Source organism: Paraburkholderia caffeinilytica (assembly GCF_046030355.1).
GTDB classification, from domain to species: domain Bacteria; phylum Pseudomonadota; class Gammaproteobacteria; order Burkholderiales; family Burkholderiaceae; genus Paraburkholderia; species Paraburkholderia caffeinilytica_B.
Genome location: NZ_JAQQCQ010000015.1, coordinates 159056 through 172723 on the forward strand (window position 1 = coordinate 159056; position 13668 = coordinate 172723).

At 59.1% G+C, this 13668-nt stretch carries 6 protein-coding genes; 3 read left to right on the forward strand and 3 right to left on the reverse strand.

Going from position 1 to position 13668, the window contains the following annotated elements; all coding sequences use genetic code 11:
• Window positions 1-9 precede the first annotated feature (9 nt).
• Window positions 10-702, forward strand: coding sequence for a nucleotide-binding protein (locus tag PQQ95_RS22630; protein ID WP_408440847.1), 693 nt, complete (start codon window positions 10-12; stop codon window positions 700-702).
• A complete protein-coding gene (locus PQQ95_RS22635; protein ID WP_408440850.1) occupies window positions 695-1369 on the forward strand; it encodes a hypothetical protein in 675 nt (224 codons plus the stop codon). Before PQQ95_RS22630 ends, PQQ95_RS22635 begins: the two co-directional genes overlap by 8 nt.
• 29 nt (window positions 1370-1398) lie before the next feature.
• Here PQQ95_RS22635 and PQQ95_RS22640 read toward each other — a convergent pair whose 3' ends face one another.
• The 3 genes from PQQ95_RS22640 to PQQ95_RS22650 form a co-directional block, all read right to left on the reverse strand.
• Window positions 1399-1644 carry a hypothetical protein gene (locus PQQ95_RS22640; protein ID WP_408440852.1) on the reverse strand — a complete coding sequence of 82 codons (246 nt, stop codon included), beginning with the start codon at window positions 1642-1644 and terminating at the stop codon, window positions 1399-1401.
• Window positions 1645-1722: 78 nt separating this feature from the next.
• Window positions 1723-3966: a ParB/RepB/Spo0J family partition protein gene (locus PQQ95_RS22645; protein WP_408440855.1), complete on the reverse strand. Its 2244-nt coding sequence runs from the start codon at window positions 3964-3966 to the stop codon at window positions 1723-1725.
• Between the two features lie 129 nt (window positions 3967-4095).
• Window positions 4096-4929 (reverse strand): DUF932 domain-containing protein, encoded by an 834-nt coding sequence (locus PQQ95_RS22650; protein WP_408440858.1) that lies wholly within the window; start codon window positions 4927-4929, stop codon window positions 4096-4098.
• Between the two features lie 2132 nt (window positions 4930-7061).
• Here PQQ95_RS22650 and PQQ95_RS22655 point away from each other — a divergent pair.
• Complete coding sequence (locus PQQ95_RS22655; protein WP_408440861.1) at window positions 7062-13541, forward strand: midas domain-containing protein; 6480 nt, start codon at window positions 7062-7064, stop codon at window positions 13539-13541.
• Window positions 13542-13668: the final 127 nt, after the last annotated feature.

Here is a 13668-nt window from a genome sequence, read left to right on the forward strand (position 1 = left end):
AGGTATGAAATGGCAACGGAAAATCACCCCATCTATATGGTCGGCGGTAGCAAGGGCGGTGTCGGCAAGAGCTTCGTCACGCTGGCGCTGGTCGATTATCTGCGTCGTTCAGATGTCCATGTCGTACTGGTGGAGACGGATACGTCCAATCCCGATGTCATGAAGGCTGTCCATGACGAGGTCGAATGCGCGTCATGTGATCTGGACGAGGCAGGAGGCTGGATAGATTTCGTCAATTTCTGCGATGCACACCGTGATGCGACGGTCATCGTCAACACGGCGGCACGTAGTCAGACGGGCGTCGCGCAATATGGTGGGACACTTGCCGGTACGCTGGATGAGCTGGCGCGGCGTCTCGTTGTGCTGTGGGTTATCAACCGGCAGCGTGACAGTCTCGAACTGTTGATGGAATTTGGCGAGACGTTCCCGCATGCGCTCACGCACGTTGTGCGCAATGGCTACTTCGGTACGCCGGACAAGTTCACGCTGTACCGCGAGTCGAAACTTCGTAAGGCTGTCGAGGCGCAGGGCCAGTCGCTGGATTTTCCCGATCTGGCGGATCGGGTTGCCGACGAGCTTCGCAGTCAGCGTCTGTCGATCCGCAGGGCGGCCGAAACGATGCACATCGGCCAGCGGGCGGAACTACTGCGCTGGCGTGCCCTGTATAGCGACATGTTCGCCAGGGTGACGGCCAATGCCTAACCGGCGGGCGAAGTCGCCTGATGCGCTCGCCCGGCTGTTTCTCGATGTCGCGGGCGAAGTGCCCGATGATATGAGCTTGCTGCGCATGCGCCGGATATCTGGGGCACTCAACCTGCGCGACAACGATGCGTTGTGGTCAGTCATTGCCGTGCTCGAATACTACGCGCGGCTTTACGAGGCGATGCCCGAGCGTATCCGCCGTGCGGGCGATGGCGGTTTCGACGCAGTGCGCCGGGAAGCGGAGGCGGCGACCGATGCACTGATGAGCAAACACCGTGACGCGCTCGCTCGCTGCAGGGAGACGATCAAGCTGGCCGAGGACATGACTCGCGAGCACGAGGCGCGCTACCGGGTGACGCTGGCTGCGTTGAACGAGCAGTCGCTGAAGATACTGGCGGAGCGCGCGGCAGACCGGATTGCGCGCGCGGCGGGTAACCGGCTTGTGGGTGTGTCGGCTGTCGCAGCGCGCGAACAACGGAAGCGGCTGGACGGTGCAGTTGCGCAGATCGCGGTCGCCGGACAGACGGCTGCGCACGGCACCGTGCGTGTGTTGCGTCGTTTATTCTGGGGCGCGCTCGTTGTTCTGCTCCTGATAATGGGAGCCGGGGTGGGGGCCGGCTGGTGGGCAGGCATGCATGTCGCGCAGGCTGGATATGCGAACCGGTAGCGGACACGCGGAGAGCCTGTCCGCTACGATCAGGTTTCGTCGGTTTCGCCGTTCATGAATGCATGGACCTGCCGAAGCGCGAGTGCTGCCGCGTCATTCTGATCGAAGGCGATCGTCGGATATTGATAGCCTTCATCCTCGGCGTGGGCGCGCGCCAGATCGTAGTGATCGCCGATGTCGTACTGCTCGTTGGTGACGGCGACGAAGGCCAGATAGAAATCGGGTGCGCCTTGGGCATTGGCCGCGAGTACGGCCATACGGATACGTCTGGGCATGATGGATTCTCCGGTTCACGTAAACTGCCGGCAGTGATACGGGCCTGCCGCCTGCTTCGCCCCGTGTTCGGGGCGAGGCTATTTCGCCAGCGGGCCGGGTTGTGCGCTGTTCATGCTCCCAGCGGTCGGGAAAGGCCACGGCGCCAAAGCCTTACCTGTGCCGGAAGCGCGCGCTGCATCGGGAGGCATATCGTTGACGTGTTCGGTGCCGTTCCCGGCGTCCGGTCGCGCTTCGTCGTCCTCGCTTTCCGGCGTTTCGCCTGTACCGTCTCCTGTATCCGCGTCGTTGTCCCCATGCTCGTCGTCGCGGCTTTCCCACGAAGGCGTGGCCGGTGTTTCCCGATCGGTGAGTACTTCCGGGAGCCATGCGGCTTTTGCGAGCCGCAGTTCGGCGGCCGCAGCGGCGTCGGCCTTCTTCATCTTCCCGAGGTCGGCGGCAACCTTTGGGGACACAGCTGCGGACACGACTTCCGCGATGCGCGCCTTGCTGACGTGATCGAAATACGTAGCGCGGGTCGGTGTCCAGTACCGGGTCATGTCGAGGTTCAGCACGCCCGCCAGCGCATTGATCGCGTGAGGCTTTTCCTCGCTCTCAATGCCATCGAGCAGGGTGCCGGTGCAGAACGCGAGCAGATCGAGCAGAGTCGTGCCGGGGTCCTGCTGCATCAGCCACGGCAGCAGGTCGGTGCATTTCGCAGGCAGTTCCGCGATCCAGCGTGCGCGCTGCGTCTCGATGGCGTTCCACGCGGGGCTGGCGGGGAGGTCGTCCGCTGCCCGCAGCAGCCTGTCGTGGTTGTTTTCGCCGGAAAGTGGCAGACAGTCCCGCGCGGACGTGTGGCCGTAATGCTCTGGCAGGGCCTGCGGAATCAGTTGCCGCAGGAGCGCCGCGAGGGCGACGGAAGGCTGCTCGACCAGTTCCGCACGGATGGCGGCGGTGCGGTGCGCAGTGAGCCGCTGGCAGAGTTTCGCGCTATGGACGGGCCTGACCTTCGGTGCCGGCGAGCCTGACATGTCCGGCGCTTCGGCTTCCGTCGTGCCGGTGACGGTCGCGCCTGCCGCGTCGAGCGCTGCGCTGTTCTCGCGCCGCACCAGGCCACGCTCGATGAGCAGTTCACCCTGCGGGCCGACGATCACGAACGCACCCGCTTCGCCCATCTGCTGCGCGTCCCACACCTCCGCGCGGCTTTCGAGCGCGAGGAGCGCGGCACTGACGCGTTCGATTTCCTCATTGAGGCGGTCGGCTTCCCCGTAAGCATCGTCGTCGTCCTCCGACAGTGCTTCGAGCTTTTCGGCGAGTTCGTCCTGTTGCGCGGTGAGGCAATCCATGTCGCGCTGCTCGTCCTCCGTGTAGGGGCGCTGGACCGGACGCAGCCTGCCGTGACGGTTCAGTTCCAGAAAGTCGCGTTCGACGCGGGTTTCGGTCCAGCCCCATCCCTCGGCACGGACTTCTTCCGCCGCTGCATCGAGCTTCCGCGCGACGAGGCGCTGAAGCAGTTCGGCGTGGGCAATATAGCCCGCGTTCTGATCGTCACTGAACAGGTCGCGACGCACGTATCCACCTGCTGCTTCATAGGCGGACAGATCAATGAAACGCACGAGACGGCTGCGGCTCGCGTCTATCTCGGCGCGCGTGATGGCCTGCCGCAGGTAGTTGGGTTGGCGCTGCCAGTCGTTCGCATCGAACCAGATGTGTTCCTGCGTCTCGTGGTCGTCTGCGAGCGCGAGTGCGGCAAGCTGGTCGAGCGTGATCGCGTCCTCACGCAGCAGCCCGAGCAGCCTGCCTGATACGTTGGCGAGCTTCATGCGTCGTTTGACCGTGATCGGCGTGGCAGAAAACAGCGCGGCGATGTAATCGACGCTGCGGCCTTCTTCGGCGAGCAACCGATACGACCGCAGCACGTCGAACGGATCGAGTCCTTCGCGCTCGCTGTTCTCGATCAGCGAAATGGCGAGCGCTTCGCCTTCGCTGACGATCCGCACGGGAACCGGATAGTCGGCGGCGATTTTTTTCTGCCCGAACAGCAGGTCGAGCGCGGCCTCGCGACGCTGGCCCGCACAAACACCGTATTTGCGCTGCTTGCTGCGCGAGCCTTTCATCTCGTGGACGATGAGGTTCTGCAGCAGCCCCTTTGCGCGGATGCTGACTGCAAGGGCTGGAATACCCGTGAGCGGTGCGGTGCGAGCATTGAGCGGTGAAGGACACAGGCTGGAATACGGCACAGTTACGACCGGCTGCTCGTTACCGAAGCAGGTTTCGAGTACCGGTGTGATTTCGGAGGCGTCCGCCGTGGTGGCGGTTGTCTCGACTTCATGGGATTGCATGATTGACTCCAGAAAGTGGGAAGGAAAGTTCCGGGTCACAGTGTTGCCAGATTTCGTCAGGAACCTACCCGGATAGGAGTCCTGATAGAATGATATGGAGCGGGGCGGCGGGTGCTACCCCTGCCGTGCTTACGCCTTCATCTGGCGCATCGCGTCAGCGAGCATCCAGAGGGCGCGATTGAGCTTCACGTTCTGGTCGATGCCAGTGATGGGGCGCGTGGACATCGAACGGCCGGTGCGCGAGCGTCCATGCAGGCCACCCTTGGTGAGGTTTTCCTGCACGCGGTTGAAGACCGTCCAGAGGTCATCGTGACGATCCTCGAAGCGGCGTGGGGCGAGTAACTGGCTTTCGGTGATCGGGGCGGGGGTCTCGGCGTCGGTCGGGTCATAGCGCAATGCGAGCGCGGAGCGGGCGAACGCATGCTGTTCGTCGCGGTCGAGCGTGGCGTCGCGCATGCCTTCCTTCTGCTCGTGGATCAGGTTGAAACCGTCGAGCACGTCGAATGCGCCATTGATGACGTTCTGGACGACGTTGCCCTTGTGCGGCACGCGGATATCGGCCAGGTTGTCGCCTGCGACCATGCCGTTCTGGCAGACAAAGCGCAGCATGCCCGCGAGCATCTGGTAGCTGCTCGTGCCGTCGTGCGAGTTCAGCAGCACGATTTCGTTGGCTTCGTTGCCGGTTATCTGGTCGGCATGGCGAAGCCGCAGCATGTGCTTCGTGTACTCGCGGCGGTCGTCGTGCCGCACACGGGTCTGGCAGACCATGAATGGCTGGAAGCCTTCGTTACGCAGGCCGCGCAGCACGTCGATGGTTGGAATATAGGTGTAGCGCTCCGAGCGGCTTTGGTGCTTGCCGTCCGCGAAGATGGACGGGGCAACACGGCGGATCTGATCGTCCGACAGGGGCGAATCTGCGCGAAGCATCGGGGAGCCGTAACGGAAGGAGGAAGCGAGTTGCATGGTAGTCTCCACAGCAGAAGGGTTGAGGACCTGAACCGGGCGAGGGGATGTGTCTTGCCGTTGCGGCTGGACACCTCCCGGTGGAACCCGGGGTTGGCTTTGCCGCCGCCAGGCTCCCTGGTTTCCGCCCGTGCGACTTGAGGAGCCGATAGCGGGCGGGGGTCAAGGAAAAAGGCGAGGGAGGGGTGCGGGCAACACGGTCCCTTGCCCCTTGATGCCCGCCCGCTATCGGCTACCGTTGCGGGTCAAGGGCGGGAACCTGGGAGCCTGGTGCATGCCATGCATCGGGTTGACCGGGTAGGGATGCCGCGCGGCAGGCGCGGCTGCGTGGCCGTGCCGGCCACGCGCTCGGGTAGAAGGTGACGGGGTTGACTGCTGCGCCAGGGATTGATGCCCGACAGGGGCGAGACGCGGAACGCGGCTCGACGCGTAGCGCGAAAGCCCGGTCCCTACGCGTGAGCGTCGGGAGGCGTCTTATGGGTCTGGGTGGTTATTCGTCAACATTGATCGCCGACCGGGACCCGGCTTTGTTGGCAGCGACGGGCAGTACGTGGCCACAACCCGGCAATCACATGCGTCGTCGGTCCCACATTCAGGTGTCGGGGTCCGCCCCGTAATCGGCCATCCGATTGTCAAAGACGAATGCTCCTTCATCGGCTTGGATTCAACCGGTCGACGAGGCTATCTTCTTCGTCAGCAATATGGCGGGTTGCGGATGTTCACGGGATTGAGTCGCGGGACCGCGGCTTCCTGCATCATCGTCTCGCCCGATCTCGCGGGCGGAAGGCGGTCGGTCGAGTGCACATGTAGGGGGCTGCTAGCGTAGCCGACGCAGCGCCGCTTCGATGATGGGTTGGGCGTCGTGCGTGCGTAACGCCACTTCAATCCATTGGATCGCCGAATTCCTCGCGAGCTTTTTTGCGCCATTCTAGTGAACGCGTTCTATGTCGGTTGACCTTTTTGCAAAAGCCAAAACACGCAAGATGCAAGGGGTCGGTCAGCTGGTTGCGGCTGCCTAACCCTCAGATGCGGTGTCGGCAGAAGATGATGGATTGCGAGGGCGGCCAAAACGGCAAGCGCAGTCGTCTGAAAATGGCTGTCACATACGTTTTCTGGAGCATCTGCGGCGTTCTCCGGATGTGTTTGTCAACCCTACCTATGTCGGATTGCTTGCGCATTGGCGAGGCCGGCCTCCGAAAGAATCGACCGTAGCATCTTGCAGTTGACCATAGCCTTCTTCAAGGTGCCCATTCTCATCTCCGTGCACTTATTAACGATGCGTACGAGCCACTATGCGTTGCCATTGTCGCTCATCAGTGTGCTTTCTGTTGCTTTCGGCACTCCTTTACGTAACCGAGCGGATATGAAAGTTTGATGTGAAACGCATAAAATTTCGCTCATGGAACATGCCGTAACCCTAAAGAAAGAATCGACTTATGCCGATACCAAGGAATGTTGCCGGGCTTTCCTGTCGGCGGCTTGTAGGGCTGCGCGCGCGTGGACGTCCAGAGCATGGATCGTTCGGCGAGGCTATCGGAAATTGTTGCAGGAGCCTCGGGTAGGCGTAATAATTGACCGGCCGGGTTAAAGCTTACAAATTCTCGGCGCGCATGATGATGCACTCTTAAATAAACCATGAGAGAGCGTCCGCGACTGCTGTAAGTCTCCGACTACGCATAACGGACGCACGATTGCCATACCGGGGACATTAATGAATGGCGCCTTCAGCCGCCAATCTGGAATGAGCCGGCTCAGGACGGATATCTCTCCGACCGGGCCGACATTATGTTCGTCCCTAGTTTGCCAGGTCGCGTCTTGCCGGCTAGCGCATAGGTGCTTATTCCGCCTCACGTCGCGGCGAAACCGGGTTCGGCCGTGGTGGCTTTCCCGTTCGTACCGCTGCTCTGATTTACAAATCATCTCCCTGCCCAGTGCAGCACGGTGTTGGTTTCATCCTCCACCGCCACCCTTCCTTCGTGCAGACAAGACGCCTGGCGAGGCGCCGCATTAGCTTTTTCCGTGCCGCGACGAATTTACGGTCTTCACGTTTTGCCGACGTCCACGATTTCGCCACCCGCAACCGGACGATTTAGTGGTCGCAGATATGCCTACGTATGTGTACAGGATGCCTCATGCAGCAAACTGATTTAAGCAAATTTAGCGATCAAACGACCGGGTTGCCCGACTATTGGTATATCGACGACGCGGGCCAGCCGTCCTGGCCACATCTGATGTCGAGATTGCGCCTGCCGCGCAAGGTACGGAACGACCGAAAGCTTTTTGATGCCCATATGTCCCGGCGGATGCGTGCGGTTGGATTTACTGTCGTCTCCTCTCATTACAGGCAACTTGAAACGGACATCTTGCTCGAGGGCGATGCACGTGCGAGTTGGGAGGCACACGTGTTGTCGAAATTTGACGCCGGTTGGCACCTTCGGGGCCATCAAGATTTGTCGCGGGTTCAAAGTTTGCCGGAGGATGTGGCCACGCACTTCATTGCGGAATACAAAAAGGTCACCAAATCTGAGATTCCCAAGACGCCCAGTGAAATCAAGCGGCGTAGTGACCTCGAGATCGTCGGGCGTTCCGCACTCGAAAGTTACCTGAAGGGTGTTGAGGAGTTACGCGAGTGGGCAAAGCAGTCCCCAGAGCGGCAGCGCGAGTTAGCGGACGTGATGTTTGCTGGATTTACGTTGTTTGGTAAGAGAGCGCTTGAAGATGCTGTCGCGGTCGAGCCTGGTCTTCTGAAATTCTATGGGGCGGTTCTTGGTTCCCGACCGTCGACGAGGTCAAAATTTGTGGAGGATGCGCGTGGGGCGGTCGGAGACACCATGCCAGATGCGGTAGATCGAGCACCGGAATCGGATGGAGGCGCGGTTACTACAATGCCGGAGATTCTCCGAGACCATAGGCCGCTGGAGTCATTGGGCGAGCTTTACACACGAATCGGCGAAATCGCTATCGGCGCAGTGACGAGTTCAGATGGAGAGTCAGCACGTCAGATCAGGGCGCTGATAGACACTCATCTCGAAAGGTTGCTGGCCCTCGCTGAGAGAATCTCTCTGGATGAGGCCGATCATCTTGTCTCCGACTTTTGTTACGCATTTATCGAACTTCTGGATCCGGTACATCTGAGTGACAGCGAGTTTGCCCCATTGGTGACCGGACTCGAGCGGTTGTGGAGAGCCGCTGTGATTGCTGCGCTTGAGTTGGAAATGCCTGAGGCGTGGTATGCGAACGCACTGAAGGACCGGGAGCGCCGACTGCCCGAGCAGGTTGGTAGTTTCGATGCAACGCGAGCGGAAATCGCGACGCTGACTGCGGTGGTTGGTGAGCTCGAAATCGAGCTAAAGGCGGCAAAGCTGACCGCCAAGCCGGCGCTCAAGTCGAGAATTAACCAAATTCGCGCCGACAGAGATGAAAAATCATCGGAGCTGGAAAGGATTTTTGTCGAAGCCGTAGCGTCTCTCCTACCGGAAGACAAAACGCTGGAGGATGCCGAAGAGGCGAGTCAGGACGATTGTGTTGTGCCCCTCGTCACGGATCGCATAAGCGCTCGGGCTCTGCGAGCACTTGATGAATTTGTCCGCACGCGCGCCGCAGTGTTTGCCGAATCCGGCTTGGCCGATCCTATAATCGAACAATCGCCGGCGGCGTCCGTCGAGGTGGAAACGACGTCGGACGATAGATCTAACGCAGAATTGACACCTGCCGGCGATGTTGAGATGACTGGTGACCAGTCTCCCGAGGTTGCGACCAAAGAAGATCCTGACGGCAACCCGATCCCACCCGATGAAATGCAACTGGTGGTCTTTCCGTCGCTGGATCAGCAGGCAGTTCCCCTTCCAGATATGTACGCAACCGGGGAGACTACGGTTGAGTCGGCGGAGGATACTTCGGTCAGGACGGCGACGGTGTACGACGCGATTAAGCATCTTGACTTTACCGGCTCCTCGACCGATGCGTTGAAAGCCTACGTAGTTGCGGCGGAACAGTACTCAGAAGTGCCCGCGATATTGGCTGAGGCGATTGCGCTGCACTGGTTGGAGATAGGGCATCTGAATGTCGCTGCTCAGGTGCTCAGGGATGCTGGTGAGTGCACGCTTGTCGATGGTGCAGTTATAGATTCTTCGCTTTTCAGACTGGCTTATTTTGGGATGAACGTCTGGCCGAAGGACCAGGAGACTCTTGGCCAGATGCAGCGGGAATTCAATCTGGTCAATTCGCGCGAGATTGATGAGCAGCTGGAACGCAAACCATCGGGCAAGATTGTTCCCTACCTCCTGGCTGCGGCGACTTTTCAGACTGCCCTGTTCGCCGGAAACGAAACGCTGGCGCCAACCTTATTGAAGCAAATCATAGGGCATTTTGATGGGCCGTTGGGCCAGCTGTTCGAGAGTACGGTTGAGTTCACTACCCGCGGCGGCCGAGTCGACTGGGAGTTGCTTCGCAATGTTAGCGTGGAGGAAGCGGGGCGTGCATCGGAGCAGGTACGAAACGAACTGAACGCCTGGGTAGACCGCAATGAACAGAGAACGAACCTCTGGCACACATTGAGGCTCGCGTTAAAGCGGTGCATTGAAGAGCCCACGATAGCGGCTGCTATAGCTGCAATTCGCAAGGGAGAGAAGGGTAACGCGGAGGACGTACGCGCCTTTGCCCGGAGCTTCGATGTACCGCTCGCGTCACGTGACCTGCTTGACAGGCTTGCAGCGTCTGTGCGGGCCGATTACCCGCACCAGGAGCAGATTGACAGCAGCGCGTATCGAATCTTTGAACGACAGATTGAAGAGCTTGTTGCCATCGCCCGCGCGTGGCTCATTGAAGTGACCCCTCGGGATGTTCGGTCTCGCGATGTCGGACTTTTTCTCGAGCGTTGGCGAACTCAACTGACACACTCGATTGCAATGTTGACCGACGCTGAGCAACAGATCGATCTCGAGCATCGCGCTGGTCGGGCGCTCCTATGCAGTGTGTTGAACCGGCTGCTGGGTGCAATTCAAGGCGAAACGCGTCTTCAGTGGCGGTATGGCCAGACGGAAGCTACTTTCGCGGTTCCTCGCGAGCTCCTCGATCTGGAAGAGGTGGGCAGCAGCCCCAAGCTGAGGATCGAGCACTTTGCGGCCCGCTTTCCTGCGACGCACTGGCTTGTTGACATGACCGAGCTCGCAGCCGCACGGAAGGCGTATCGCCTGCAAATGCTTCTGCTCTCCGAGCGTTCGTCCGAGGGCGAGCAATTGGAGCAGGACTTGAAAGAAGTGCGCCGGGAAATCGATGGTGCATTGCTTGCTGTCAGGCAGTCGATCGAACGTCTCAGGACGCTTTCCGGGCAAGCGTTCATGGCGGACGTTATTGACGAAAGTCGGCATCAGTATTTCCTTGCCTCCGCTGACGCAAGTGCTGAAGAACTGGCTGCTTTGCCCACTTTTGGCAGTGCAACGCCCATTAGTGATCGAGTCGAGTCACTGTGTGCCAGTCTGGAAACAGTCATGGCCGCGCAGGCAAGCAAGCTGGAAACAGAGTTGAGCAGTTCATTGACGGCAATTCGCATCAAGCTCGGCCCAGATGCCGTCCCGGAGGTCTGGGAAACGAGGGTGCGGAATGCCCTGTCCGATTTCAGTTTGACAGTGGTTCGGGAACTGCTAGATCAACTTCAGAATCACGTTGACCGTGGTGAACCTGTCAGAGACGTACCGCTCGACGAGAATGCCGATTTGCTAGGTTTCCTTGCAGTCGAGAAAATTCTGGCTGATGTGCTCCGAACGGTTGCCAATCCCCGTGAGGCCGGTGCCAAGGTCATCGAAGAGATGCCCGGCGGCTTGCAATACAACCTTCGTCAGCACGATTTCAAGGCGGCGATGGAAGCTCTTGTTGAGCAAAGGAAAACCGGCGCAGCTAAGCTGCGGAAGCCGGCGCTTGACCTCCAGACATACAACTCAATCTCCAAGGTTCTTCAGTTCATCGGCTTTCCTATCGCGAAATCGGCAAATTCAGGGCAGTGGGAGCGCTATGAGTTTTCGAACCAGGGTGAGTTTCGCAGGCTGACGCTCGAGGTGGATCGTCCGGCCATGCCGAAGGCTTTCCCATTATTCGATAACAGAGACTATGTGTCGCTGAATCTCATTTACCTCGTCGGTGAGTGGAGTTTTAGCGGATTCAGGAGCGCAATCGAGCAGGACGGGGCGCCATCGTTCGCGCTATTGCTTGTTGGGACGCCGCTGGACTGCGCTGATCGCAATGCCTTGGCGACTTTCTGTAAAGAAAGAAAATGTGCTGTCTTTTTGCTAGACCCCGTTGTGTTGTCCTATCTGGCAACGGTGTCGGAGCACCGTATTCTTGAGACCTTTTTTCGGGTGGCGGCTCCGTGGACTTACTACATGCCCTATCACGCAGGGGATACCCGCCTACCGGCACCGCCTGAAATGCGCTTCGGCAGAGAAGGGGATGCGGTCGAACTCGCTAGCACCCGTGGGCCGGCTCTTGTGTATGGGGGGCGCCAACTTGGAAAGACGACGCTGCTGCATTCTGCGGCAAAGGAATTCGAAAATCTGTCGCCCAACCACGTCGCGTTCTTTATCCGGATGGACGGTGGCCTGGAGCTCGCGGAACATCGGGAAGGCGGAGACATCACTGAGAGGGTCTTTGCGCTCATCCTGGAGCGGCTTATCCAGCGCGGCGTCATGACGCGAAACCCCCACAAGACGTCTGCTCAGCAACAGATATCCGAGGAGTTCTCGCGTCCAGGCAAATTTAGCGTGCTCGTCTGCCTTGACGAGATTGATCCAATCCTGAATACGGATGCGAACCGGGATTTCCCGCTATTTCGTAGTTTGGCGGGTCTGGTTAACGACACGGTGCACCGGTTCAAGGTGGTCATTGCGGGATTGCAAAACGTCAACCGCTTCCAAAGTCTTCCCAACGTGCCGCTCGAGCAGCTAGGGCGCCCTTTGCATGTGACAATCATGCGCGCAGTGGACGCGCGTCGCCTCATCCAATTTCCTCTCGCGGCTCTCGGCTACCGCTTTGCAAACCCGACGCTGGTAGATCGGGTAATGGCCTTCACGAACCGGCATCCGGGGCTGTTGCATATCTATTGCGCTGAACTGATCCGGCTTCTGTCGAGTCGCCGTGCCGTCAGTGTGGGTAGCGTGGAAGTCAACGATATCGACCTCGACAGTGTCGAGTCTGATTCGTCAGTTCAAAAACTTTGCCGTGACCGTTTCGATATGACCTTGCATCTCGATAAGCGATACATGCTCATCGTGTACGGGCTTATTGAAAAACACGGTCGCAGCATTTCCAGCTTCAGCGTGAAGCAGGCGCTTGATGTGGCAAGGCTTTGGGCTCCCGATCAATTCCAAGGGATGAGCGAGTCCGGGTTTGAAGCTCTGCTCGAAGAGTTGGGCGGTCTCGGTGTGCTGAAAACGGTCCAGGCTAGCCCGCGTCAGTATGCGTTGCGCAATCAATCGATTCTGCAACTGGTCGGGTCTCCGGGTGACGTCGAGCACAAGCTGTTGCTGGCGGCTTCTGATGTGGAAAACGACGTCTCCGACTCTCTGACCTGTCACCCCACTACGTCAACCGCATTTATATCTCCGCTTTCGTTAGCAGACGAAAAAATGGTACTGCAGGCGCGTCCCGCAACTGGTGCACCTCGTTATTCGGTCGGTTTGATCATGGGGTCCGCCGCCCTCGGTCTCGAAATTGACTCGATGCGCGGCGCCTTTAGCGCGATGAACGAGTTCGAAAGTGGCAGAGCGCTTGGGAAATACGATGTGCGAGTGATGATCCGGCCTGAGACGTCTGGGTTGAGCGTCTTCGATGACTATCTAAACGATGCGATTGCGCGCTCCGATTCCACTCCGATCGTCGTGCTGGTACCAATCGTGATAGGCAAATCTATTTCGGTCTTGACGGATCTTCTTGACGTGGCCCTAACAAAGGCTTCTGCTGCGACACGGGTCAAACATCGTGTGCGCGTGATTTTCCTGTTGGAACCGCGTGCGATGTGGCTGTGGCTGTCAAACCCCTCACACACAGCAATTCCAAGCGACCTGGGTGGGATCATCCAGTTGCAGAGATGGACGCGGCACGCCTGTCAGGGACTGCTGGATCAGCAAGGGATGATGTTTACGCACAGCGAGGGAACCCAGTTGCTGGAGGCGACGGAGGGTTGGTACGCGCCGCTTATCCGCTTCGTGGAAGTGCTCGCGGAAGTGCGAAAGAAGAAGAGGAGTGCTTCAAGCCTTGGTGAACTCAAGGACTTCAGGAAGCTGGACGAGATATCAAGCAAGGATTTTGCGCTCTTTGTCCAACAAACTGGCATCTCCAGCGTGCCCTGGTCCATGGCATTGGCAAAATTGCTGCACGAATATGACCTGCATCGCGGATTCAGGGTTATGGACGTGAGGTCGTTGATCGAAAGTGGAGACTTCGGGACAGTGCTTGATGTTTCAATGGCGGCTACCGTTGTCGAGTGGTGGCTCGCATTGAGGGTGATCGACCCCGTTGATACTCGCAGCCGCGTCAGTTCGCTTGCGGAGGTAAAGTATAAATTCACCGCCGCGTTGCAGAAGGCTATCGAAATGGCACCGGCGGAACTTTCGACGTGACAGCCGCCCGGTTCCCCGCGTGGCTGAAGTTAATGGTTGATTCCTGGCCGGCAGTTGCCGCTCGGGAACTGCTCTCTATCGATTCCAAGATTTGGCAGCAGGAAGGTTTGGCTCCTCCCGAAGACGC

Coding starts and splice junctions, on each gene's coding strand:
- PQQ95_RS22640 (WP_408440852.1), bottom strand. CDS start 1,644: ATGCCCAGACGTATCCGTATGGCCGTACTCGCGGCCAATGCCCAAGGC.
- PQQ95_RS22655 (WP_408440861.1), top strand. CDS start 7,062: ATGCAGCAAACTGATTTAAGCAAATTTAGCGATCAAACGACCGGGTTG.
- PQQ95_RS22630 (WP_408440847.1), top strand. CDS start 10: ATGGCAACGGAAAATCACCCCATCTATATGGTCGGCGGTAGCAAGGGC.
- PQQ95_RS22635 (WP_408440850.1), top strand. CDS start 695: ATGCCTAACCGGCGGGCGAAGTCGCCTGATGCGCTCGCCCGGCTGTTT.
- PQQ95_RS22645 (WP_408440855.1), bottom strand. CDS start 3,966: ATGCAATCCCATGAAGTCGAGACAACCGCCACCACGGCGGACGCCTCC.
- PQQ95_RS22650 (WP_408440858.1), bottom strand. CDS start 4,929: ATGCAACTCGCTTCCTCCTTCCGTTACGGCTCCCCGATGCTTCGCGCA.